The following is a 24,022-nucleotide window of genomic DNA, read 5'->3' on the forward strand; positions in this document are numbered from 1 at the left end:
AGCGACAGGCATGGCCGATCCGGACAGCCGCCGAGGTCAGCCGGTCGGGTCGGGCGCCATGGCTCGCGCCGCCACCGCCCGGCGGCGCAGGTCGGTGGCCCGCTCGCCGAAGCGGGCGGCGAAGGCCCGCGAGAAGTGGTCCGCCGAGGCGAAGCCGCAGGCGTGGGCGGTCTCGGCGACGGTCGTCGCCGAGGAGCCCGGCCTCTGCAGCATGGCATGCGCGGCCTCCAGCCGCCGTTCGAGGACGTACTTGGGCAGCGTGGTGCCCTCCCCGGCGAAGACCCGGGACAGGTGCCGGGTGCTGAGGCCGACCGCCGCGGCCACCTGCGGTGCCGACAGCCCGGGGTCGGCGAGGTGGATCCCGATGAAGGCGCGCGCGGCGGCGAGGTGGGCCGGCGACAGCCCGTCGCGGCCGCCGGTGGCCAGTGCCGCCACCAGTTCCAGCAGCGCGCGCTCGTCGGCCGCCACCGGGTCGACGGCCCTGGCGGCGCGTCCGACCTGGCGCGCCAGCGCGCGGGCGTAGGGGCTGCCGCCGCTGCCGAAGTCGACCACCACCGGCTCGGCCGGCCGGCCCGTCCCGGTCACGGCGGCGAACACCTCGCGCGGGACCTTGACGACCAGTTCCTCGAGCCCGTTCGAGAAGCCGCGCAGGAACGGCCGGTCGGCGTCGCAGATCAGCAGCTGGCCCGGACGCACCACCCGGACCCCGTCCCGGTGGTAGAAGAACGCCTCGCCGACCAGGCTGAAGTACAGCGCGACCGCGTCGGCCGGGCGCCGCCGGATCACCTCGGCGTCCCGCTCCACCACATGGGAGGTGCCGCGCACCCGGGCCAGGTGGACCCGGTCCAGCTGGAGGTTGAGCTCGGTGGCCTCCAGGACGGCCGCGTCGATGGTCCGGCAGCGCAGGCCGATCAGCGCATCGGCGTTGTGGCCCTCCCACAGCTCGATGCGCCGCTGCTCGGGCAGGCCGACCGTGGAGAACTCGACCGGTCGCGGCGCCTCGGCCGTGAGCTGCGTCATGACCACACCGTACCGCCGCTCACCCCGGCCGTACCGGTCGCGGCGGGGGCGTGCGGATCAGCCGCCGGCCAGCTCGTCGGTGGCGGTGCGACCGGCCGCGGCGGTGCGGTCGAGGAAGTCCGCGAGCAGGGCGAGCTCGGCCTCGCTGTAGCCGGAGCAGATCTCCTCCATGGCGCCGTTCATACCGGAGTACAGCTGCAGGATCTCGGCGTTGCGCTCGCGCAGCGGGCGCAGGACGACGGCGCGGCGGTCGGCGGTGTCACGCTCCCGGGCGATCCAGCCGTTCTTCTGCAGGCGGTCCAGGATGCCGGTCAGGGTGGCCGGGTGCAGGCCGGCCAGGCGTCCCAGGGCGCTGGGGCTGAGCGGTCCGTGCCGGTTGATCAGGTCCAGGCAGTCCAGGTCGACGTCCTTGAGCGCCAGGCGGGAGCCGACCTGGTGGTTGAGCAGGGACAGCTGGATGCTCAGCTCGCGCAGCGACTCCCTGATGGCGGCCGTGCTCCGCCTGCGCCGGCGCGGCTCCGCCGACTCCGAAGATGCTACGGAATCCATATGATATGCTCCTCGTAATCTATGGCTTACAGAGCACAACATACCCGCGCCGGATCCCGCGCACCCAGCCGAAGCCCCGTCCACCACTCCGGAAAGACAGGCTCGCCATGACCGCCACGCAGACCGGCGACATCGACTTCACCCTCATGTACGCCACCCACGACGCCTTCCGCCACGACCTGGACCGGCTGGCCCGGGACTGCGCCGCCGGCCGGGCCGGCACCGGGTCCGTCCGCGCCGCCTGGCAGAACTTCGACCGCCAGCTCCGGCTGCACCACACCGTCGAGGACACCGTGCTGTGGCCGCGGGTGCTGGCCGCGGTCGCCGACCGGCCCCGGGACGCCGAGCTGATGCGGCAGATGGAGGCCGAACACGCCCTGCTGGACCCGGTGCTGGACGCGGTCGACACCGCGATGGCCCAGCGCTCGGCGGACCTGCCCGAACGCCTCCGGGAGCTGTCCACCGTGCTGGGCGACCACACCAGGCACGAGGAGGAGGCCGCGCTCCCGCTGATCCAGTCCGTGCTGACCACCAAGGACTGGGACGCCTTCCGCCGCGCCATGGCCCGGCGCCAGGGCCCCCGCGGCGCCGCCGTCTACGTGCCCTGGATCCTCGACGCGGCCCGCCCCGCCGACCGCCCCCGCATCCTGGCCGCCTTCCCGCCGCCGGTCCGGCTGCTCAACCGCCTGCGCTGGGAACCGCGTTACCGGCGCCGGCTGCAGGCGGACTGAGCTGAGCCGGCCTGGTCGCGGCGGCCAGGCTGGGCTGGAGCCGGCGGGCGACGTCGACGTGGTCACCGGTCCAGATCACCCGCACCGCGGTGGGGGTGGGCACGCCGCGGTCGTCGCTCAGGTCCTTGCGGACCGACTCGACCATGCGCGCCGCGCCGGCGGCGTCCAGCGGGACCGGGCCCGGGACCGGTGCGTGCTGGTCCAAGCCGGCGGCCAGGCCCCGGTACCAGTCGGTCACCCGGTCCGCCGTGCCCAGCACCTCCAGGCCGGCCCCGGTGCTCTCCACCTCGGCCCGCCCGGCCTCGGCGTCGCGCCACAGCGAGACCACGGCGTCCGCCGCCAGCCGCAGTCCGACCACTCCGGTCACCAGAGTGGTCATCCCCGCCAGCGGCATCGACTTGGCGCCGCGCTCGGCCAGGTAGCTGCGGAAGGCGTCGTCCAGCCTGCGGGCCGCTGCCGCCGCCTCCCGGCTCTCCGGCAGCGGCTGCACCAGCGGTCCTGGCCCCGACACCGGACGGCCCAGCGCGTACTCCACCGCTCCGGCCAGGTAGCCGGCGCCCGCGGTGTAGGCGTCGGCGAGCGCCCGGTCGACGGCGGCCGTGGCACCGCGCGGCCAGAAGAACAGCGCGACCACCACGCTGACCGCGCAGCCCAGGGCGATGTCCTGGATCCGCAGCAGCACGATGTGCCAGTCCGGGTTCAGGCCGATGTTGAACAGCACCACCAGGGTGACCGTGAAGGCCGCCTGCCCGGCCGTGAACGAGATCGCGGCCGGGGCGATCCCGGCGATCAGGATCGCCACCGGCAGCAGGAACCACAGCAGCGTCCCGTGATGGCCGATCAGCTGCAGCAGTGCGGCCCCGATCACCGAGCCGATCACCGTCCCGGCCACCGCCCGCACCGCGTTCTGACCGGTGTTCAGCGCGTTGGAGCGCAGCACCGACAGGGTGCCGAGACCGACCCAGAAGGAGTGCTGCACCGTCAGCACCTGGGCCAGGGTGACCGCGATGCCGAGGCCGACCGCGCCGCGCAGGCTGTTGTGCAGCCAGACCGAACCCGGCTCCAGATGGGCTCGGGCCCGGTCCCGGGCCGCGGTCAGCGGGTTGATCAGCGCGCCGGGTTCGCGGCCCAGCAGCCGGTCGGGCCAGCTGCGCCGCTCGGCGGCCGCGGCCAGGGACACGTTTCCGGCGATCTGCAGGACGGCGAATCCCACCTCCTGGGCCCGGAAGGACAGGTCCAGCGCGGCCACGAAGGTGTAGACCCCGGCGCTGCCGTTCCCCGTCGGCGGGTCCACCGGCAGGCGCGCGGTGGAGCTGAGCTCCATGGCGTCCATGGCGGAGCCCAGTACGGCGGCGGCCTGCTGCAGCGCCTCCGGGTCGCCGTGCAGGTCCCCGAGCAGGTCGGCCGCGCGGTCCAGGGCGTCGGCCGCCGCCCGGCGGACCTGGCGGGCGGCGGGGTCGCAGGCCGGGGGGTCGTCGGTGTAGTCGGCCCGGTCGCCCAGGATGGTGCTCAGCCAGGTCAGCTCGTCGACCAGCCGCACCAACGCCCGGGAGGTCGTGGACAGCCCGGTGGGACGGTAGGGGGTGGCGTCGAAGGCGCCGCGCAGCTCGGCCGCAGCGGCCGCGGCCTTCCGCGCCGAGGCCCGGCACTGCCCGGCGCGCGGCGCGTCGGCTCCCCCGGCCAACTGCGCGGCCTCGGTGCGCAGCTGGGCCGCCACGGTGCGGCAGACCCGCGCCGCCGGGCCGCTGAGCGGGTCCGCGGCCGGCCTCGGCCACAGCAGCGAGACCGCGAGCAGCGCCGCTCCTGCGGCCAGCCCGGCGCCGGCCAGCCGGTCCGGCAGCTGCGACAGCGGCACCGGTGTGGTCACCGGCAGCACGAAGGCGAGCAGCAGGGCGGTGGCGGTGCCGGCCAGCACCGAGCTGACCACCCCGGAGAACAGCACCAGGAAGGCCACGACGACGGTGACCACCACCGCGAGCCAGGTCACCCGGGCCGTCAGCGTGCCCAGGCAGATCAGTACCGCCCAGGCCACCGCGAGTCCGGCCTGGGCCCGCAGCCGCTGCACCATCGGGCCGGTGAACTCGACCAGCAGCAGCATCGAGAAGGAGCCGAACGCGGCGAAGCTCGCCATGGCGGGCGAGTGCAGCACCTGGGTGCAGAGCGCGAACAGGGCCGGCATGACGATCGCGGTGCGACCGGCCCGGCGCAGCGCCGCCAGCCCGGGATCGTGGGCGCGCAACCAGCGGACCACCCGCGCGGGCCCGATCGGGCTCGGTGCCTCCATACGACCAGTCCACCTCCGGCTCGCCGGGACGGTCGACTGCCCCGTTGCCCCGTTGTCGACCAGTATCCGGCCGACCCTACCGCCGCGCCCGGCGCGGCAGCCCCCGAACGCGGACACGGCCGTCGGCGACCCGGGGCGGCTGCCCCGGCCGCGGCCTCAGGCGTCGGCCGGTTCGCGCCAGGTCTGCTCCTCGTCCAGCAGCCGGTCGGCGATGCGCCGCATCGCGCCGTCCAGTTGCGCGCGGTCCGCCGGGTCGTCGCCGTCCCAGCCGTCCAGCTGGGTCCCGAGCCAGGCGAGCCACGCGGTGGTGAGCCGCTCGACCTCGGTGTGGCCGTCGGGCGTCAGCGAGAGCCGGTCGTCGTCCAGTCGGGCGTAGCCGGCCCGGGAGACCCCGGTGAAGGCCGGTTCCAGCACCTCGGCGGGCATGTGGTGGGCGCTGGCGACCTCGGTGACCGAGGTCCCGCCCCGGGCCCGGGTGCGCCAGTGGATCTGGCCCAGCGCCCAGGCCTGACCGGGTGTCAGCCGGGTGCCGGAATCGGCCAGGATCTGCCGGGCCGCCTGCGGGCCGGCCTTGCGCAGCACCCGGGAGACCGCGCGCTCCAGCTGCTGGTCCGAGTCGGTTCCGTCCGGGGCCGAGAAGCCGTCGCCGATGTCGCCGGCGCCGGCCCTGGAGCTGTCGCGCAGCGGGACCTCCTTGAGGAAGAGGGCGATGACGAAGCCGGCCAGGGCGACCAGGACCACCCACCGGAACACGAAGTTGATGGTGTCGGCGTAGGCGTCGATGATTGGGGCCGCCTTGTCCGGCGGCAGTGCGTGCAGCAGTTTGGGGCTGAGGGCCGCGGCGGGCGGCACGGTCGGGACCTTGGCCAGGGCCTTGGCCAGGTTGGGGGTGAACTGGTCGGTGTACAGGGTGCCGAACACCGCCGTGCCCACCGAGCTGCCGAGGGTGCGGAAGAAGGTGACGCCCGAGGTGGCGGTGCCCATCTCGTGGTAGGCGACGGTGTTCTGCACCGCGATGGTCAGCACCTGCATGGCGGAGCCGATGCCCAGACCCAGCACGAGCATGTAGAGCGACTCCAGCCACACCCCGGTGCCGCGCCCCATCGTGGACATCAGGAACAGGCCCACGGCCATCACCGCGGTGCCGACGATGGGGAAGATCTTGTAGCGTCCGGTGCGGCCCACCACCACCCCGGACACCATCGAGGTCGCCAGCAGGCCGCCCACCAGCGGCAGCGTCCGCACTCCGGACACGGTGGCCGAGACGCCGTCGACGAACTGCAGGTAGGTCGGCAGGTAGGTCATCGAGCCGAGCATGGCGAAGCCGACGATGAAGCTGAGCGCCGAGCAGACCGTGAACACCGGGTTGCGGAACAGGTGCATCGGCAGCATCGGCTCGGTCGCGCGGAGTTCGACGAAGACGAAGGCCGTCAGCAGCAGCACCGAGGCGACGAACAGGCCGATGATGGTGGCCGAGCCCCAGGCGTACTCGTTGCCGCCCCAGGACAGGCCCAGGATCAGCGCCGAGGCGCCCAGCGCCACCAGCACGATCCCGGCGTAGTCGATCAGCGGCTTGGCCGCGGACCTGACCGAGGGGATGTAGCGGGCGGTCATCGCCAGCATCACCACCGCGACCGGGATGTTGACGTAGAAGCACCAGCGCCAGGACAGGTGGTCGGTGAACAGCCCGCCCAGGGTCGGGCCGAGCACGGTGGTCACGCCGAAGACCGCGCCCAGCGCTCCCTGGTACTTGCCGCGCTCGCGCAACGGGATCACGTCCGCGATCAGCGCCTGCGCGGTGACCATCAGCCCGCCGCCGCCGATGCCCTGCACGGCGCGGGCGGCGATCAGCATCAGCATCCCGTTGGAGACGCCGGCGACCACCGAGCCCGCGACGAACACCACCGCGGCGATCTGGAACACCACCCGGCGGCCGAACAGGTCGCCGAACTTGCCGACCAGCACCGTGGAGACGGTCTCGGCCAGCAGGTACGCGGTCACCACCCAGGACATGTGCCCGCTGCCGCCGAGGTCGTCGACGATGGTGGGCAGCGCGGTGGACACGATGGTCTGGTCCAGGGCCGCGAGCAGCATCCCCAGCGTGATCGTCACGAAGATGACGTTCATCTGACGCCGGCTCAACGGCGCCCTCTCGGCCGCGGTCGCCGCAGCGACGGTAGTGGTCATCGCTCCACTATCGGGCCTGGCCCGGCTTCCGGACCCCGGACGTGCTCCGGCGGCCCGGAACGTTCATCCCAATGGCAGGGCGGTGCCTCAGTCCGCGGGGCCGGAGGAGTCGCCCGGCTGGGGTGTGAGACCCAGGCGCTGCTCGGCGGTCTCCCAGTCGGTCGCGATCGCCTTCTGGGCCGCGGCCAGGGTCACCTGTCCGTTGCAGATCGCGGTGTGCAGACGGGTCTCCACCGCGTCCTTGGGGTTGTTGGGCCCGGCTCCGGCCTTGTGGCCGGGAGAGGGCGGCTCCACCCAGAGGTTCCTGGGATCGTTGGGGTCGCCACCCAGCTGAAGACTGATCAGATGGTCGTACTCGGCGTCGTGGAGCGGGCCGGTGTAGCCGTAGGACTTGGCGTTGGCGGCCTTCTCCTTGTTGGTGATGCCCACCGGCGGACGGATGGTGCCGGTGTAGCCGCCCTTGCGGCAGATGGTGGTCGCCAGCGTCGCCTGGGTGACCGCCGGGGACAGCGCGCCGGGCGTGCAGGCGGGGTCCGGCAGCGGCTGGCCGTGGTCGTACCCGACGTGGCAGGACCCGGCCGGCGGCTGGGCCTGGACCGTGTAGGTCTTCTGCGGCCCTGGCCCGTACGCCAGCGCGGCGCCGCTGTCCTGGTCGGCCGAGGTGCTGCCGGAGGCACTGGCACTGGGCCCGGCGGCGTCCACCGACACGCCGGAGTGGGCGTTGCAGCCGACCACGGCGGCCAGTGCGAACAGGACGGCGGCCCCGGCAACGGGAGTACGACGGCGAATCACCTGAAACATCCTCACATATCGGGGCCCCGACGGGACCACCACCACGGTAGAGGACCAGCCGCCACCTGCACAGCAGCCGCTGAGGCCGCGTCACCCGCGCGCCCGGGACCCATCTGGAGCAGGTTCCCGTAACCGGATCCGCCGCCCGCCGTTGCGTAGATCATGAAGAAGAACATGCTGGCCACAGCGGTGGTCGCGGCGGCGCTCGCCGCCGTCGCCGCCCCGATGGCCTCGACCGCCCGCGCCGACCAGCCGGCCGGATCGGTGTCCGCGAACCCGACCGGGACCGTCGCCAAGGACGGGACGGTCACCCTCTCCGGCACCTACCGCTGCTCGGCACCGGCCGACGGCGGCCCGGTGTTCGTGTCGAGTTCGGTGCAGACCGGCTCCGTGCAGCACAGCATCGGCGGCACCGCGGCCACCTGCGACGGCCTCGACCACACCTGGGTGAACCAGGGCCAGTCCGGGGACGGGACGACGCTGACCCCCGGTCCGGGCCAGGTCCAGGCGACCCTGATGCACCTGGACAGCAGCGGCGGACTCCCGCTGCCGGACATCATCGCCGCCGACCGCCACCAGGTGAACCTGCACCCCGCCAACGGCTGAGCCCCCACCGGGCGCGGGGCCGCCCGGCGACGACACTGCCGTACGGACGGGCCGCCGCGGGCCCGTCCGTACGGCAGGTCGGTGGCGGCTAGGCCTTGGTCCACTTCTGGTTGCTGCCGCCGTTGCAGGTCCAGAGTTCGACCCCGGTGCCGTTGGCGCTGGCCCCGCCGCCGGTGACGTCCAGGCACAGGCCCGACTGCACCCCGGTGATGGTGCCGTTGGAGTTCAGGGTCCACTGCTGGTTGCTCTGACCGTTGCAGCTGTAGAGGTCGATCTTGGTCCCGGAGGTGGTGCCCTGGTTGAAGGCGTCCAGGCACAGTCCGAGCGTGCGCAGCGTCCCGCCGGAGTAGGTCCACTCCTGGTTGGGGCCGTGGTGGCAGTCCCAGATCTCCTGGAGGGTGCCGGGGGTGGTGTTGGAGTTGGGGTCGTCCAGGCAGCGCCCGGAGGCGGTGCTGACGTACTCGGTGGCGGTGCTGGTCCCGGGCGGCGTGCGCAGCAGCTGCACCGCGCCGGGGCCGAGGTTGACGCTGTAGGTGCCGCTGATCGTGCCGATCGAGGAGCCGGTCCACAGGTCGGTGGCGGTGGGCGAGCCGGTGATGCCGGCGGCGGCCAGGTTGACGCTGACGGTCTGGCTGCTGCTGCCCGAGTAGTTGAACAGGCCGATGATCACGCTGCCGTCCGACTCGGTCTTGCTGAACACCTGCTGGTTGCCGTTGCTGACGATCCGGGAGGCGTCCACCGCGTCCTGGTCCACGGCCAGCACCGCGGTGTTCTTGAGGTAGCCGAGGTCGGTCGCGTCGAGGTGGGTCAGGTCGGTGCCCAGGATCAGCGGGGAGGCCGCCATCGCCCACAGGCTGAGCTGCGACTGCCGTTCCGGGGCGGTGAGCCCGTCGTTGGAGCCGTTGCCCACCTCGATCGAGTCGTAGTCGTTGAACGCCCCGGGGCCGCCGTAGGGCTGCCAGGCGGCGACCTGGGCGTAGCGCTGCTGGATGTTGCCCCAGTCGGTCAGCGGATAGCTGCTGCCGTTCGAACCGCAGTAGCACTCGACGTCCCCGCCGGTGCGCCAGCCGTTGGAGTACTGCGCCCAGGTGCCGGCGCTGCCGATGGCGAGGTTGTTGGACAGCTCCAGGTGGATCGGGCGTCCGGTCTGCTGCAGCGCCGCCGACCAGGCCTGCACGTCGCCGACGTCGCCGGTGCCGACCCCGTCGATCTTGACGTAGTCCACGCCCCAGGAGGCGAACTCATTGGCCCAGGAGTTGATGAACGCCTGCGCGCCGGGCTTGCTGTAGTCGATCCCGACCATGCCGCCGCAGTTGTAGTTGCTCTCGGAGCTGGTGGTCGCGATGTCGTCGGCGTGGTAGCTGGTGCCCTGGATCGGGGTGTTCTGGGCGACGGCCTGCTTGGAGATGCCCGGGGTCACGTAGATCCCGAACTTCAGTCCGTCGGCGTGCACGTGGTTGGCGACCACGGCGATCCCGTCGGTGGAGCCGGACGGCGGGAACTTGGTGGTGTCGGTGGCCCACCGGCCGTACTGGTCCACCCCCGGGCCCTGGCTGCCGGGGCACTGGTAGTAGAAGTCGTCGATGTTGACGTACTGGTAGCCGATCGCCGCCAGCCCGCTGCTCTTCATCGCGTCGGCCTGGGCGTCGATCACCGCAGCGGTCGGCGCGGAGCGGACGTAGCTCCAACTGCTCCAGCCCAGTGCCGGGGTCTGGCCGACCCCGTTGTTCTCGGCCTGGGCCTGCGGCATCGGCAGCAGTGCCATCGCCAGTGCCGCCGCGCCCGCGGTCAACGCCGCGACCAGCCTGCGGGCCCTTCGGTCGACGGTTCTGGGGATTCCTTGACGCATGAGTGTCTCCCGTCCTCGATTGTCATGTGCGAGGCGAGTGGCACTCAACTCCACAGCTGACGCAAAGTCAATATATGTTGCAGTCTGGTCGATCCAGCGCTCGGAATTGTTCGATTGTGGCTCGGCATTCGCACCGGAGCACCGATGAGTTCCGGCCCGGCCGCGAGTCCACTCCCGTGGGTGCCGCAGAACACCGCCCGGCACCGGACACTCCACGGAGGACACCATGGCAACCACCCCGGACGACCCGACCAGCACGCTGCCCGGCCACCCGCCCGTCGTCGACCTGGACACCTGGCAGGCCGCCCGGGACGAGCTCCTGGTCCGCGAGAAGGCCCACACCCACGAGGGCGACGCCATCGCCGCGGCCCGCCGCCGGCTGCCCATGGTGGAGTTCGACGGGAAGGTCGAGGTGGTCGGCCCCGACGGCCCGGTCCCGTTCCTGGACCTGTTCCAGGGCCGCGACGAGCTCGTGGTCTACAAGCACATGTGGTGGGACGGCGCGCCGCACCAGGGCCAGTGCGAGGGCTGCACCTACGCGGCCTGGCACCTGAAGGACGCGGTCTACCTCAACGCCCGCGGCGTCTCGTTCGCCGTCCTGACCGCGGGCCGGTGGGAGGAGGTCGCTCCCTTCGTCGCCTTCATGGGCTACACCCAGCCCTGGTACTCGGTGCGCGACGTGGAGCCCCCGGTCGGCGGCGACATGGGAACCCTCACCTGCTTCCTGCGCGACGGCGAACGGGTGTTCCTCACCTACTCCACGACCGGCCGTGGCAACGAGGCGTTCATGGGGTCCTTCGCCCTGCTCGACATGACGCCCTACGGCCGCGGCGAGGCCTGGGAGGACAAGCCGGAGGGGTACCCCGCCGAGGAACGCGGGGCCTGCTGGTACTGGCGCGCGGACGCGGACGGCACCCCCACCTGGGGCCCCACCGGCCGCCCGGTACCGCAGTGGACCCGCCCCGGCGCGACCCCGGCGGACACCCTCGGCCGACAGGGCCAGCACCACTGACACTCCGTCATCGAAAAACCCGGGGAACTCTTTGGGACGCCTGTGCGCGATGGGACTGGGCAGGCGACCGGTATGGCTGAAGCACGCATCGAAGAGGACCCCGGGCGCATCGACCCGGACGACATGGCAGCGATCATCGGCGCCCTGGACTCCATCGCGGTCACCGCCGAGACCGAACCCTCCCCCACCACCGACACCGCGCAGGACTGGACGCTGACGCTGCACTGGCTGCAGAACGGCCCGGTGTCCAGCGACACCGAGGCAGCGCTCCCACAGATCCTGACGCGGATCCGCGAGCACTACACCCTCAAGGGCGCCACCCCTCCGGCGCGCCTGGAACTGCACGACAGCGACCACCACATCCTGGCCACCGTCACCCCGCCCGGCGCTCCCTGAGACCCGTCGGGCCCGGTGCGCCGCACAACCGCCTGCGGCGCGCCGGGCCCGACTGGAGGCGGCCGGTCCGGGTAGGCGCACGCGGAAGACGGCTACCGCACACCACGGTGAGCGGTCGTCAGCAGGCCGGCAGAAGGGGATGTGCGTGAAGCGCAGCAGAACAGCAACGGCGGTGACGTCGCTCCTGGTGGCGGGGCTGGTCGGCCTGACGGGCTGCCAGAAGCCGCTGGTAGGTGCAGCCCCGACGCAGACCTCGCCGCCGGCCGCCGGCCAGGACGCAGTCAGCGGGTCTGCCGGCGCCGCCCTGAACCGCCTGCCGGTCCGTGCGGCCGGGACCATGAGCGGTTACAACCGACTGGCTTTCGGCGCCGCCTGGACCGACGACGTTGACGACGTGGACGGGCACAACGGCTGCGACACCCGCGACGACATCCTGGCCCTGTACCTGACCCGGATCACCTACCGCTCCGGTCACTGCATCGTCGCCTCCGGAACGCTGCACGACCCCTACACCGGCAGGACCATCGACTTCGTGCGCGGACCGAAGTCCACCGTCATCCAGATCGACCACGTGGTGGCCCTGGGCAACGCCTGGACCAGCGGCGCCTCCCGGCTGACCGCCACCCTGCGCAAGGACCTCGCCGAGGACCCCCTGGAACTGCTGCCCGTCGACGGCCCCACCAACGAGGCCAAGGGCGACGGCGACGCCTCGCAGTGGCTCCCCCCACAGGCCGGCTACCACTGCTCCTACGTCGCCCGCCAGATCGCCGTCAAGACCAAGTACCACCTGTCGGTCACCGCACCGGAGAGGTCCGCGATGCAGCACGTCCTCACCACCTGCCCGAAGCAGGGCCTGCCCGTGGAACCCAGGTAGCGAAGCCCCCGACACACCGGCCCGGCATCGGCCCATGCCAGCCCTTTCGTCCAGCGCCCCGAGACTGCCTCGGCGCCCACGGCCACCGGCGGGCCGGGCTCACCGCCGGGCGCGCTGGACGGCGTCACCGAGCGTGAGCGGGAGGTGCTCACCCCGGTCGGCCGGGGCCTGTCCAACGGCGAGATCGCCACGGAGCTGTTCATCAGTCCGGCCACCGCCAAGGCCCATGAGGCCGGGCCGCCGCGCCGCGGATCCGGTGACTCCGCGGCTCCGACTTGTTGGCCCGCACCGGCGGGGTCAGGCTGATCTCATGCAGCCAGGGAGCCGAGCCAACGGAGCGCAGCCATGAAGCGGCCCGCCGACCTCGCGGCGGGTCCCGATCTGGTGGCCGACATGTTCGCGCACGCGCCGGTGCTCTTCGCCCTGCTCAGCGGTCCCGAGCATCTGCTCGCGGGGGCCAACGACGCCTTCTTCGAGGCGATCGGGGTGGGGCGGGACCGCCGGCTGCTGGGCCGTCCGATCGTGGAGGTCGTGCCCGAGCTGGTGCACCAGGGGCTGACCGGCCTGGTCGACGGGGTCTACCGGGACGGCGCACCGTTCGTGGCGCACACCGCCGAGGTCCTGCTCGGACCGACCGGCAAGTCACGGCTGCGGTACTTCGACTTCAGCCTGGAACCACGTCTGGACCAGGCCGGGCGGATCCAGGGCGTGGTCTTCGTCGCGGTGGACGTCACCCGCCAGCGCGCCGCCCACAAGATGGCCGCCGAGCAGCAGGTACTGCTGGAACAGATCGCCCGGGACGCGCCGCTGGCCGAGGTCCTGGACGGCATGTGCCGCGCCATCGAGAAGATCTCGCCCAAGGTGCTCAGTTCGGTGCTGCTGCTGGACCCGTCGGGGCAGCGGCTGGTGCACGGGGCCGCCCCCAGCCTGCCCGACTTCTACAACGAGGCCATCGACGGCAGCCCGATCGGTCCGGTGGAGGGCTCCTGCGGCACCGCCGCGTACCGGCGCGAGATGGTGGTGGTCGACGACATCGCCACCGATCCGCTGTGGGCCTCCTACCTGGATCTGGCCAAGCGGGCCGGGCTCGCGGCCTGCTGGTCCTCGCCCATCATCTCCAGCACCGGTGAACTGCTGGGCACCTTCGCCATGTACCACCGCACGCCGCAGCTGCTGCGCGAGGACGACCTGGACCTGAGCATCGTCTTCACCCGCACCGCCGCCCTGGCCATCGAGCGCCACCGGGCCGAGCAGGCGCGGCGCCGGGCGCACGAGAGCGAGCAGGCGCTGAGCTCCGACCTGGCGTTCGTACTGGAGACCAGCACCGCGGTCAGCGAGGAGGCCCACTACCCGCAGAACCTGCAGCGGCTGGCCCGGCTGGCGGTGCCGTCCCTGGGGCCGGTCTGCGTCATCGACGTGCTGGAGGGCGGCCGGATCCGCCGGGTGGCCGTCGCGGTGGCGCCGAACCTGCCGGAACGGGTCGAGGCGCTGCTGGCCGCCGAGGAGCCGGGGCGGCTGGGGGCGTCCCCGGTGGGACGGGTGCTGGCCGGCGGCGCCGGCGAGACGGTGACCTCCGCTCCCCCGGGGCCGTGGCAGGAGCTGGGCCTGCCCATCACCGCACAGGTCTGCGTCCCGCTCACCGCCCGCGGGCACACCTTCGGCGTGCTCAGCCTGGCGGCCACCGCCGACCGGCCGCTGGACGACCGCACCATCGCCCTGGCCGAGGAGCTCGCCCGCACCGCCGCGGCCGGCGCCGAGACCACCCGCCAGCACGACCAGCGGGCCCGGCTGGCCCGCGACCTGCAGGCGGGGCTGCTGCTGGCCGCGCTGCCCGAGGTGCCGGGGGCGCAGCTGGCCGCCTCCTACCGGCCCGCGGGCGAGGGGCTGGACATCGGCGGCGACTTCTACGACGTCTTCCCGCTCCCCGGCGACTGGTGGGGGCTGGTCATCGGGGACGTCTGCGGCCGCGGCGCCTACGCGGCGACCACCACCGCGCTGGTGCGCAACACCGCCCGCGCGGTGGCCCCGCTGCTGGCCACCCCGAGCGCGGTGGCGGAGGCGATCAACGACGCCCTGCTGGCCCGGGCGGACGGCGGCGAGAGCTTCGTCACCCTGATCTACGCCGAACTGCGGCGCACCCGCGACGGGATCGCGGTGAGCATGGTGCGGGCCGGGCACCCGCCGCCGCTGCTGCGCCGCGCCGACGGCACCGTCAGCAGTCCCAGCCCGGCCGGCCAGCTGCTCGGGGTCTCCTCCGACCCGGAGCTGGTGCTGGAGGTGTTCACCGTGGACGACGGGGACAGCCTGGTGCTGGTGACCGACGGGATCCTGGAGGCCCGCGACCCGGCCGGCACGTTCTTCGGGGAGGAGAGCCTGGCCGAGGCCCTGCGCGCGACCGCCGGGGTCACCGACGCCCAGCAGATCCTGGACGCGGTCACCGACGCCGTCGACGCCTTCACCGGCGGCTTCACCGACGACGACCAGGCCGCGCTGGTCCTGGTCGCCCGGCAGCTGCGCTGACCGCCGGGATCCGTGCGTATACGACCCCCCGGGGTCGGGGCGCGGCGCGGTCGGATGAGAGACTGCGCCGATGGGATCCTGGGCGGCCTGGTCGCGGGCACGGTGGGCGCTGCTGGTCTGGGCGCTGACGCGACTGGTGCTGGTGGCGGGGTCGTTGAAGGTCGGGCCCTTCGCCGCCCCCGGCGGCCTGGACTACTCGGTGGACCGGGTGTACCGGCCGTGGTCCCAGGTGCTGCGGCACGGGGCGTTCCCGGTGCACGACGTCAGCTGGCAGTACCCGCCGGGCGCGGCGGGGCCGATGCTGTGGCCGGCGCTGGTGCCGTTCACGGACTACGGGCCCGCCTTCATCTGCCTGTGCGCGGTATGCGACGCGGCGGTGATGGCGATGCTGCTGCGGGCGGCGACACGCGGCCGAGAGCGAGAGCGGGGCCGGGAGCGGGGGCGTAGTTCGGCGGGCTGCTGGGTCTGGGCGCTGGGCCTGCCGCTGCTGTGGACCACGCCGTGGAACCGCTTCGACGTGATGGTGACGGCGCTTGCGGTGGCCGCGCTGCTGGCCGCCTCCTGGCGCCGGCTGCCCGCCGCCGACATCGTGTTCGGGGTGCTGGTGGGGCTGGGCGCGCTGGTGAAGGTGTGGCCGGTGCTGCTGCTGGTGGGCACTGAGCGCGGGCGGCGCTCACGGGTGTCCTGGGCGGCCGCGGCGGCCACCGTGGGCCTCGGGGCGGTGGCCTTCGCGGCGACCATGCCGGGGGCGTTCGGATTCCTGACCGCTCAGCGGGACCGGGGCATCGAGTTCGAGTCGCTGCCCGCGCTGCCGTTCCAGCTGGCCCGGCACCTGGGCTGGTCGGGCCGGATCGGGGTGCACGAGGGGTCGACCGAGTTCCTGGGGCCGTGGGTGGGGGCGGTCGCCCGGGTGGGCGAGGCGCTGTCGGTGGCGGCGCTGGCCTGGCTGCTGTGGTGGCGGACCCGGGCGGACCGTTCGGCCGGCCAGGTGCTGCCGGACGCGGCCTTCACCGCGGTGCTGCTCTTCGTGGTCACCAGCCGGGTGCTCAGCCCGCAGTACCTGGTGTGGCTGGTCGGCCTGGCCGCGGTGTGCCTGCTGCGGACCGGTACGTCCCAGCGGCAGCCGGCGCTGCTGGTACTGGCGGCCTGCCCGCTGACGGCGGCGGTCTTCCCGTTCCTGGGCCGGGAACTGGTCCACGGCTCGATCCCGGCGACGCTGCTGCTGACCGTCCGGGACCTGCTGCTGCTCGCCGCGGCGCTGCTGTCCGCACGGCGGCTGTGGCAGGCCACCGCTACGGGCCGACGGCCTTCGGCAGCCGACGATCGTCGCCCGACGGCCGCTCCTCGTGCTGGGCGGCGGCCGGGATCCGCGGCTCCAGCAGCCGCATCGCCAGCGCGGCCAGCAGGTTGACGGCGCCCAGCACCAACCAGGGCAGGGCCCGTCCGGCTTCAAAGAGCGTGGTGAAGAACGCCGGGGCGACCATGCCGGCGAAGGTGAAGGAGTACTGGAACACCGCCAGGTAGCGGCCGCGGGCGGCGGCCGGAGCCAGCCCGGTGGCCAGGGCCATGGACACCGGGGCGTGCAGCAGTTCGGCCGCCGTGAACAGCAGCGCCGCCCCCGCCAGGAGCGGGACCAGCCAGATCCGCAGGGTCGGCGACAGCGCCGCGAACAGCAGGCACCACACCGCCCACAGCACGGCGGCCGCGATGACGACCCGGGAGCGCCGGTAGGGCGCCAGCCGCTTGATCACCGGCGCCGCCAGCGCCGCCAGCAGCACGGTGTTGCCCACCAGGATCGCCGGGGCGAGGAAGCGCGGGCCGTGCAGCCCGTCCAGCACGAACACCGGCAGGCCCAGGGCCAGCATCATGCTCGTGGTCGCAAACACGGTGTTGACGCCGGTGAAGGCGAGGAAGACGCGGTCCCGCAGCAGGGTCCGGTAGCCCGCCTGCGGATCGCCGGTGCCCCGCACCCGTCCCGGCGCGCGCACGAACACGGCGATGGCGACGGCCGCGGTCAGGTAGGCCGCGGCGGACCCGTGGGCGACGGCGCGGTAGGCGCCGTCGCTGCCGTCGGCGATGGCGGCCGCGGCCACCAGTCCGCCCGCGCTCAGCCCGGCGGTCCTGGTGGTGTTGGCCCAGGCGAACCAGGTGTCCTTGGTCCGCGTCGACGGGCTGCCGTCGGCGAAGTCCGCGACCGCGGTGAACACGCTGGACCAGAAGACCCGCACCCCGACGGCGACCAGGGTGGTGGCCAGCAGGATGCCGACCGGCCCGTGCACCCGGTCGTACCCCAGATAGCCCGCACCCTGCATCAGCTGCGCCGCGACCACCAGCGGGAACGCGCCGAAGCGGTCGACCAGCACGCCGGTCCAGACCGGGATCGGCAGGGTCAGCGTGTTGGCCGCGCTCATCAGCACCCCCAGCAGGCCCAGCCGGACATCGGTGAGCTGGCTGAAGAACACCAGTTGCAGCGGCAGGAACAGCCCGTTGCCGATCGAGTCGACCACCAGCGCCGCCATCAGCACGGCCCCGCCGCGACTTCCCGTACCCAGCGTGGACATGGCCCCCCGTTCCCCCTGCCGGCCCCGGCGACCGCACGGTCGGCGCGATCACCGGGCAGAGCCTAGCCCCGGATCGGCCTCGCGGGACCGGCTGACGGTGGGTCATCCCGGTTCCGCAGCAGGAGTATTGACAGTACATATCCAATGCGGAACGGTGACCTACAACGTTGTAATCGGATGGGTGAGAAAGCAGGACGCCATGCCCCCAACGAGATCCGCCGTCACCAAAGCCGTCCGAAGGGCGCTGGCGTCCTCGCTGGCGGCCCTCGGACTGGTACTCGCCGCGCTGATCGGCCTTCCCCAGGTGGCGCAGGCCGCCGGTTCGCTGCCGTGCGACATCTACGCCGCGGCGGGCACCCCCTGCGTCGCCGCCCACAGCACCGTGCGGGCCCTGTTCTCCGCCTACAACGGCCCGCTGTACCAGGTCACCCGGGCATCCGACGGGGCCACCGCCGACATCGGCCTGCTGTCCCAGGGCGGCTACGCCAACGCCGGCGCGCAGGACACCTTCTGCGGGGATTCCACCTGCCGCATCACCCGGATCTACGACCAGACCTCGCGCCACAACGACCTGACCCCGGGCCCGGCCGGCACCTCCGGCATGGGCGCCGACCGCGGCGCGGACGCGAGCGAGCTCGCGGTCACCGCCGGCGGGCACAAGGTGTACGGCATCTGGATCTCGCCGGGCGTCGGCTACCGCTCCTCCGGGGCGGCCTCCGGCGCCGCGGTCAACGGCCAGGCCGAGGGCGCCTACATGGTGGCCAGCGGCACCCACGTCGGCTCCGCCTGCTGCTTCGACTACGGCAACGCCGAGAGCACCCCGGCCGACACCGGCAACGGCCACATGGATGCCGTGTCCATCGCCACCACCTGCTACTTCGCGCCGTGCACCGGCTCGGGTCCCTGGGTCGAGGCCGACATGGAGAACGGCATGTTCCAGGGGAACAACGGTTCCAACACCGCGAACGCCGGCAACAGCAGCGCCTTCGTCACTGCCGTGCTGAAGAACAACGGCCAGACCAGCTACGCCCTCAAGGGCGGCAACTCCCAGTCCGGATCGCTGTCGACCTGGTGGAACGGCTCGCTGCCGACCCGCGGCGGCTACATGCCGATGCACCAGGAGGGCGGCATCATCCTGGGCACCGGCGGGGACAACAGCAACTGGAACATGGGCACCTTCTTCGAGGGCGTCATGGTCTCCGGCTACCCGACCGACGCCGCCGAGAACGCGGTGCAGGCCGACATCGTCTCGGTGGGCTACTCCGGCGAGACCAACGTGCCCAACGGACCGCAGGGCACGATCACCGGCCCCGGCGGCCAGTGCGTGGACGTCGCCGCGGACGACACCGGCGTGGACGGCACGGCCGTCCAGCTGTGGAACTGCCAGTCCTACGCCGAGGACCAGCACTGGACCCACAACGCCAACGGCTCGCTCACCACGCTGGGACGCTGCCTGGACATCAACGGCAACGGCACCGCCGACAACACCCAGGTCGAACTCTGGGACTGCAACGGCGTCGGCGGCCAGAAATGGATCCAACAAGCCAACGGGTCATTGCTCAACCCCCAGTCCGGACGCTGCCTCGACTCCCCCAGCGGCGCCACCGCCAACGGCACCCGCCTCCAGATCTACGACTGCAACGGCAGCGCCGCCCAGAAGTTCGCCGTCAACGGCGGCGGTCCGGTCAACGGTCCCGGCAGCCAGTGCCTCGACGTGGCCGGCGACGACATCGGCGTCGACAGCACCGCCGTGCAGCTGTGGAACTGCCAGTCCTGGGCGCTGGACCAGCACTGGACCCACAACGCCGACAACTCCCTGTCCACGCTGGGCCGCTGCCTGGACATCAACGGCAACGGCACCGCCGACAACACCCAGGTCGAACTCTGGGACTGCAACGGCGTCGGCGGCCAGAAATGGATCCAACAAGCCGACGGATCCCTGCTCAACCCCCAGTCCGGACGCTGCCTGGACTCCCCCAGCGGCGCCACCGCCAACGGCACCCGCCTCCAGATCTACGACTGCAACGGCAGCGCCGCCCAGAAGTTCGCCCTGACCTGAACACCGGGCAGGGGCCCGCTCCACGCGACCGGGCCCCTGCCGCGCACCGGGGCGCGGTACCGGTCAGTCCGGGTCGGCGCCGGTCCAGGCGTGGAGCTTGTCCGGGTTGACCACCATCCACAGATCGGTGATCAGGCCGTCCCGGACGTCCATGGTGAGCACCGCGACGATGGCGTCCGCGATGCGGACCGCCAGTCCGGGGGCGCCGTTGACGTCCTCCTCGACGAGTTCCACCTCCGGCTCCTTGCGCAGCAGTCCGAGGAACAGCCGGGCCACCTTGTCCCGGCCGACGACCGGACGCAGCGCCGCGCGCACCTTGCCGCCCCCGTCGCTGCGCGACTCGACCGAGGGGTCGAGCAGCGAGACCAGGGTGTCCAGGTCGCCGGTGCCGCAGGCGCCCCGGAACGCGCGGACGATCCGCCGGTGCTCCTCGGGCGTGCTGCTGCCGGGCCGCTGGCGGGCGATGTGCCGTCGGGCGGAGGAGGCGAGGGTGCGGCAGGCCGCGGGGGTGCGGCCCACCGTCTCCGCGATATCGGTGAAGGGCATGCCGAAGACGTCGTGGAGGACGAAGGCGACGCGTTCGGCCGGAGTGATCGACTCCAGCACCACCAGCATGGCCATGCTGACCGACTCGTCGAAGGTGATCCGGTCGGCGGGATCCTCGCCGCCCTCCTTGCCGGAACTGGTCCACAGGGCGCTGTCGCGGACCGGTTCGGGCAGCCACTCCCCGGTGTAGCGCTCGCGGCGGACCCGGGCCGAGACCAGGTGGTCCAGGCAGATCCGCGAGGCGACCCGGGTCAGCCACGCCAGCGGCATGTCGATCGCCTGCTGCGCCTCCTCGGGCAGGGCGTACCAGCGGGCGTAGGTCTCCTGCACCACGTCCTCGGCGTCCTGCACCGACCCGAGCATGCGGTATCCGATGTTGAGCAGCCGGCGACGCTCGGACAGCAGCGAGCCGAAGGTGGGGTCCGGGGTCGGTCCGGAGGGTGCGGGCACGGTGTCGTCATCCTCCCTGGACCGGTTGCCCGGCGAGCCACGCGTCGAAGGTCTGGCTGCCCCGGGGTCCGGGCCCGAGCGGCAGCAGGCCGTCAGCGGTCATGGCCGCGCCGGTGGCGCCGGGCATCTTCACCGGCAGCAGCAGCCGGGACTGGTTCCGGCTGCGCAGCAGGCTCCGCACCATGTCGACGAGCTGCTCGACGCGGGGTCCGGCCAGTTCGGGAGCCATGCCCTGCGGCTCGGCCAGGGTGAGCCGGACCAGGTGTCGGGCCACCTCGGCCACGGCGACCGGCTGGGTGCGCATCCTGGGCACCAGCGCCAGCGGCTTGGGGGCCCGGTCCAGGGTCTGGCCCGCGAACTCGTGGAACTGGGTGGCGCGCAGCACCGTCCAGGGCGTCCGCCCGTTGCCGACCAGCTCCTCCTGGCGCAGCTTGCCCAGGTAGTAGCCGAGGCCCACCCGGTCGATGCCGACGATCGACAGGGCGACGTGGTGGGCGACGCCGGCCCGCACGCCGGCGTCCAGCAGGTTGCGGCCGGCCCGGTCGAAGAAGGCCACAGCCTTCCTGCCGCTGATGGTGGTGGTGTTGCTGACGTCGATGACCGCGGACACGCCGGCCATCGCCGCGTCGAGTCCCGTTCCGGTGACCAGGTCCACGCCCCGGGCCCGGGACAGCACCACCGCCTCCTGTCCCGCCGCCGCCAGCTCGTCGACCACGTACCTGCCCACCAGTCCGGTCCCGCCTGCCACCGCCACCCGCATGCCCGGGCCCTCCTTCGCGTTCGTGCCGCCGTCGTTGCCGTGGTGCTCCCGGTTGTACGTCATCGAACGCCGTCCTGTCGCCCGGAACGGTCCGGTACCAGCAGCAGTGCGGCCAGCAGCACCAGGGCGGACAGGAACACCACGTTGAGCACCTGGTCGCGCGTGCCGTACATGTCCAGGTGCTGCACGTGGTAGCCGAAGTGCAGCACATTGAAGACCAGCCAGACCGCTCCGGTCGTCCGCACCAGCCGGGTGTCGTGGACCGAGCGCAGGGTGACGGCGGTCAGCACCGCCAGGGCCAGGAACATCGCCCCGGCGTCCTTGCTCAGGTGCTCGTTGTAGGGGCCCAGCTGGGGAAGCCAGCTGAGGCCGAGGCCGGGGAAGTCGGCGTACCAGCTGGTCGGGGAGAAGTAGGCCCAGATGCCTGTGTACAGTGCGGTCGCGGCCAGCAGGCCGAGACTTGCGTACCGGATTGTCGTTTTCATACCGCTATGACGAGACAGCCCTCCCCGATGTGAGGAGGGCTGCCAGTCGTTCGCGTCACATCTCGGCCGGACCGGGTGCTAGCGGGCCTGCCCCAGGCTGAGCAGGGCGAACACGCCGCCGATCACCGGACGGGCCTGGAAGCCGCTCTGATGGTCGGTCACCGTGTCGTACCAGTCAGTGAAGGGCACGCGGGACGGCGAGGTGTGGGCGAAGGCGTACAGGGCGTCGACCAGGTACCCGCTGACCGGGTGGTCGCGCAGCCAGGCGGCGGTCCACATCTCCCAGTCGCCCTTGGTGTAGGAGTGGCGGACGTCCAGCGGGACGCCGTACTGGTTGACCTGGGTGAGGTACCAGGCGGCCTCCTGGGCGGCGACCTGCTTGGGGACCAGGCCCAGGCCGAGCAGCGCGTCCGGGTAGCCGTTGTACTTCAGGCTCCAGGTCCCGGGCTGGTCGTAGGCGAGCTTGAGGTGGTCGCCGGAGGCGTCCTGGGCCAGCCCGACCCACTGGGAGATGTAGTCGCGCGAGACCGCCCGGTAGTGGTCCGCGTCGGCGGTCCTGCCCGCGAGCGCCGCCAACTGGCCCGCCGCGCCGACGGCGATGATCCCCTTGAGCGCGAGGTTGGCGCTGTGGCCGATGAAGCCGGTGAAGTCGTCGGTCTGGTTCTGGAAGCCGGGGTCGAGGGTGTTGTCGACCAGGTAGTCGGCCCACTGCTTGAGGATCGGGTAGTGCGCGGCGGCGAACGTCCGGGCCTTGGCGCCGCTGGTGCGGGCGGCGTAGGCGGCGCTCATGATGAGGATGTTGGCCGACTCCTCGATCGGCATGTCCTCCTCGTTGCCGTCGTTGTGTCCGGAGGCATTGGGGTAGCTGGAGCCCAGGTCGTGCTCGGCGAAGGTCTTGGGCCAGCCGCCGTGCTCGGCGTAGTCCAGCATCGGGGCCAGCAGCAGCCCGAGGTACTCCGGATCGGTGTACGCGAAGGCCGGCATCGCCGGGTAGGTGACGTCGATGGTGGAGACGTTGCCGTCGCTGGAGATCTCCTTGAGGAAGGCCCAGGGCTGTCCGTCCCGGCTGACCAGCTCGGTGCCGGCGTAGGCCTGCCGCAGCGCGATCGCACACAGCGCGGCGTACCTCTCGCCGCCGACGGCGGTGGCCTCCTCGCGGATCCTGCGGTCCAGGGCGTCGCCGCGCCTGCCGGCGGCCGCCGCGTCGGCGTGGAAGAAGGCCGCCATCTGCTGCCAGGAGGACCAGGAGGACTTCCACAGCGGCGGCAGCTGCGTGCCCAGGTAGCTGAGGGCGGGTTCGCGGACATGGCCGACCGAGAGCACCGCGGACTCGGTGGAGCGGCCCACACTGCCCAGGTCGAAGTGGAACGCGAACACCGGCCAGTTGTCGTCGATCGGGCGCGGCTGGTCGCTGTCGGAGGAGTTGCCGAGTCTGCCGTCGTTCAGCGCCGCGGGTCGTACCGCGGTGTCGGCGCCGATCTGCCAGGTCAGTCCCGAGCGGTTGGTGGCGCTCCAGACGATCGAGCCCCAGGTCGCCATGTCGCCGTTCTCGGCCAGCACCCGCGGCGTGTCCGGGGTGAAGCTCAGCGCGGTCAGCGCGGTGCCGGAGTCGGCGACCTGCTCCTGCGACCAGCGGATCGGGGTGCCGGAGTCGGCGTGCACCCACTCCCCCGAGATGTCGAAGTAGAGGCGCACCTGGTGGCTGCCGCCGTCGGTGCTGCGGACGTCGGCGGTGACGTAGGACAGCGGCACGGACTGGCGCCGCAGGTCGGCGGGTTCCACCGGGGAGTGGAACGTCAGGGTGAGCTCCACGCCGGAGGCCTCGAAGAGGAACCGGGACTTGGTGGCGGTCGTGGTGAGCCGGCGCAGGGCCGTGCCGCGCAGGACGTGGCCCGAGATGTTGGGGGCGCCGAGGAAGAGGAACGGCACCCCGTCGATCTCGGCGATGCCGGTCATCGCGGTGGTGCGCCCGGTCCAGAAGGTGGGCCAGGTCCCGGCCGGGTTGTCGGCCGGGAGCCAGGTGCTGAGGTAGGGCGAACGCACCGCCAGCGGAACGGCCGGGGGTCGGATCGGGTCGAACTCGGTGGCGAGGACGGTACCGGCGGACTGCCCGGCGGCGGTCGCCCCGGCAGCGGTCACCGCAGCGTCGGTCACCGCTGCGGTTGACGCGACGTCAGGAGCGTCGGCGCGGGCGGCGCCGGGCGGCAGCAGGGCCAGCCCCGCCGCGCCGAGTCCGGCCGCACCGGACCAGCGGAGCAGCCCGCGGCGGGAGTACTGAGGGTCGGTCATGTGTTCCTCCAGGGCCTGCTCGGGGAGCAGTGGTGGCAGGGGGAATTCGTGG

At 72.7% G+C, this 24,022-nt stretch carries 19 protein-coding genes and 1 pseudogene; 9 read left to right on the top strand and 11 right to left on the bottom strand.

The window, feature by feature from the left end; translation table 11 throughout:
- Positions 1–36 precede the first annotated feature (36 nt).
- Both ABUW04_RS00855 and ABUW04_RS00860 read right to left on the bottom strand, forming a co-directional pair.
- A complete protein-coding gene (locus tag ABUW04_RS00855; protein WP_380561672.1) occupies positions 37–1,020 on the bottom strand; it encodes a helix-turn-helix transcriptional regulator in 984 nt (327 codons plus the stop codon).
- Positions 1,021–1,077: 57 nt separating this feature from the next.
- Positions 1,078–1,569 carry a MarR family transcriptional regulator gene (locus tag ABUW04_RS00860; RefSeq protein WP_380561674.1) on the bottom strand — a complete coding sequence of 164 codons (492 nt, stop codon included), beginning with the start codon at positions 1,567–1,569 and terminating at the stop codon, positions 1,078–1,080.
- Between the two features lie 107 nt (positions 1,570–1,676).
- Between ABUW04_RS00860 and ABUW04_RS00865 the strand changes: the two genes are divergently transcribed.
- Entirely contained in the window at positions 1,677–2,300 is a 624-nt protein-coding gene (locus ABUW04_RS00865; RefSeq protein ID WP_380561676.1) for a hemerythrin domain-containing protein, read from the top strand.
- On the opposite strand, the gene ABUW04_RS00870 is transcribed toward ABUW04_RS00865, so the two are convergent.
- The 3 genes from ABUW04_RS00870 to ABUW04_RS00880 form a co-directional block, all read right to left on the bottom strand.
- Positions 2,248–4,584 (bottom strand): FUSC family protein, encoded by a 2,337-nt coding sequence (locus ABUW04_RS00870; RefSeq protein WP_380561678.1) that lies wholly within the window; start codon positions 4,582–4,584, stop codon positions 2,248–2,250. The two genes, ABUW04_RS00865 and ABUW04_RS00870, sit on opposite strands and share 53 nt — an antisense overlap.
- Before the next feature lie 156 nt (positions 4,585–4,740).
- Positions 4,741–6,771 (bottom strand): MFS transporter, encoded by a 2,031-nt coding sequence (locus ABUW04_RS00875; protein ID WP_030252741.1) that lies wholly within the window; start codon positions 6,769–6,771, stop codon positions 4,741–4,743.
- Between the two features lie 87 nt (positions 6,772–6,858).
- Positions 6,859–7,572, bottom strand: a complete 714-nt coding sequence (locus ABUW04_RS00880; RefSeq protein ID WP_380561680.1) for a hypothetical protein — start codon at positions 7,570–7,572, stop codon at positions 6,859–6,861.
- Positions 7,573–7,725: 153 nt separating this feature from the next.
- On the opposite strand from ABUW04_RS00880, the gene ABUW04_RS00885 reads away from it, so the two are divergent.
- Positions 7,726–8,169, top strand: coding sequence for a DUF6299 family protein (locus tag ABUW04_RS00885; protein ID WP_380561682.1), 444 nt, complete (start codon positions 7,726–7,728; stop codon positions 8,167–8,169).
- Positions 8,170–8,257: 88 nt separating this feature from the next.
- Here ABUW04_RS00885 and ABUW04_RS00890 read toward each other — a convergent pair whose 3' ends face one another.
- Positions 8,258–10,018 (bottom strand): glycoside hydrolase family 27 protein, encoded by a 1,761-nt coding sequence (locus ABUW04_RS00890; protein ID WP_380561684.1) that lies wholly within the window; start codon positions 10,016–10,018, stop codon positions 8,258–8,260.
- Between the two features lie 226 nt (positions 10,019–10,244).
- Here ABUW04_RS00890 and ABUW04_RS00895 point away from each other — a divergent pair, with 226 nt between their 5' ends.
- The 6 genes and pseudogenes from ABUW04_RS00895 to ABUW04_RS00920 all read left to right on the top strand — a co-directional run bounded on the left by ABUW04_RS00895 (position 10,245) and on the right by ABUW04_RS00920 (position 16,231).
- On the top strand, positions 10,245–11,030 hold the full coding sequence (locus ABUW04_RS00895) for a DUF899 domain-containing protein (RefSeq protein WP_380561686.1): 786 nt from the start codon (positions 10,245–10,247) through the stop codon (positions 11,028–11,030).
- Positions 11,031–11,102: 72 nt separating this feature from the next.
- Positions 11,103–11,426: a hypothetical protein gene (locus ABUW04_RS00900; protein WP_030252749.1), complete on the top strand. Its 324-nt coding sequence runs from the start codon at positions 11,103–11,105 to the stop codon at positions 11,424–11,426.
- Between the two features lie 145 nt (positions 11,427–11,571).
- Positions 11,572–12,300 (top strand): HNH endonuclease family protein, encoded by a 729-nt coding sequence (locus ABUW04_RS00905; protein WP_380561688.1) that lies wholly within the window; start codon positions 11,572–11,574, stop codon positions 12,298–12,300.
- Between the two features lie 93 nt (positions 12,301–12,393).
- Positions 12,394–12,528 (top strand): annotated as a pseudogene (locus tag ABUW04_RS00910) (response regulator transcription factor); the annotation flags it as partial.
- A gap of 117 nt (positions 12,529–12,645) precedes the next feature.
- Complete coding sequence (locus ABUW04_RS00915; protein WP_380561690.1) at positions 12,646–14,820, top strand: SpoIIE family protein phosphatase; 2,175 nt, start codon at positions 12,646–12,648, stop codon at positions 14,818–14,820.
- 70 nt (positions 14,821–14,890) lie between these two features.
- Positions 14,891–16,231, top strand: a complete 1,341-nt coding sequence (locus ABUW04_RS00920) for a glycosyltransferase 87 family protein (RefSeq protein WP_380561692.1) — start codon at positions 14,891–14,893, stop codon at positions 16,229–16,231.
- Here ABUW04_RS00920 and ABUW04_RS00925 read toward each other — a convergent pair.
- The gene (locus tag ABUW04_RS00925; RefSeq protein WP_030252761.1) at positions 16,113–17,381 is read right to left on the bottom strand and encodes an MFS transporter; all 1,269 of its coding nucleotides are present in this window, start codon (positions 17,379–17,381) and stop codon (positions 16,113–16,115) included. The genes ABUW04_RS00920 and ABUW04_RS00925 overlap by 119 nt on opposite strands.
- 199 nt (positions 17,382–17,580) lie before the next feature.
- Here ABUW04_RS00925 and ABUW04_RS00930 point away from each other — a divergent pair, with 199 nt between their 5' ends.
- Positions 17,581–19,440, top strand: a complete 1,860-nt coding sequence (locus tag ABUW04_RS00930) for an arabinofuranosidase catalytic domain-containing protein (RefSeq protein WP_380561694.1) — start codon at positions 17,581–17,583, stop codon at positions 19,438–19,440.
- Between the two features lie 63 nt (positions 19,441–19,503).
- Here the strand turns inward: ABUW04_RS00930 and sigJ are convergent, their stop codons facing one another.
- The 4 genes from sigJ to ABUW04_RS00950 form a co-directional block, all read right to left on the bottom strand.
- Positions 19,504–20,436, bottom strand: a complete 933-nt coding sequence (sigJ, locus tag ABUW04_RS00935) for an RNA polymerase sigma factor SigJ (protein WP_380561696.1) — start codon at positions 20,434–20,436, stop codon at positions 19,504–19,506.
- 7 nt (positions 20,437–20,443) lie between these two features.
- Positions 20,444–21,259 carry an SDR family oxidoreductase gene (locus tag ABUW04_RS00940; protein ID WP_380561698.1) on the bottom strand — a complete coding sequence of 272 codons (816 nt, stop codon included), beginning with the start codon at positions 21,257–21,259 and terminating at the stop codon, positions 20,444–20,446.
- Positions 21,256–21,681, bottom strand: coding sequence for a hypothetical protein (locus tag ABUW04_RS00945; protein ID WP_380561700.1), 426 nt, complete (start codon positions 21,679–21,681; stop codon positions 21,256–21,258). Before ABUW04_RS00945 ends, ABUW04_RS00940 begins: the two co-directional genes overlap by 4 nt.
- A gap of 78 nt (positions 21,682–21,759) precedes the next feature.
- Positions 21,760–23,970: a glutaminase family protein gene (locus ABUW04_RS00950; RefSeq protein WP_380561702.1), complete on the bottom strand. Its 2,211-nt coding sequence runs from the start codon at positions 23,968–23,970 to the stop codon at positions 21,760–21,762.
- Positions 23,971–24,022: the final 52 nt, after the last annotated feature.

This window comes from Streptacidiphilus jeojiensis, assembly GCF_042510965.1.
GTDB lineage: Bacteria > Actinomycetota > Actinomycetes > Streptomycetales > Streptomycetaceae > Streptacidiphilus > Streptacidiphilus jeojiensis.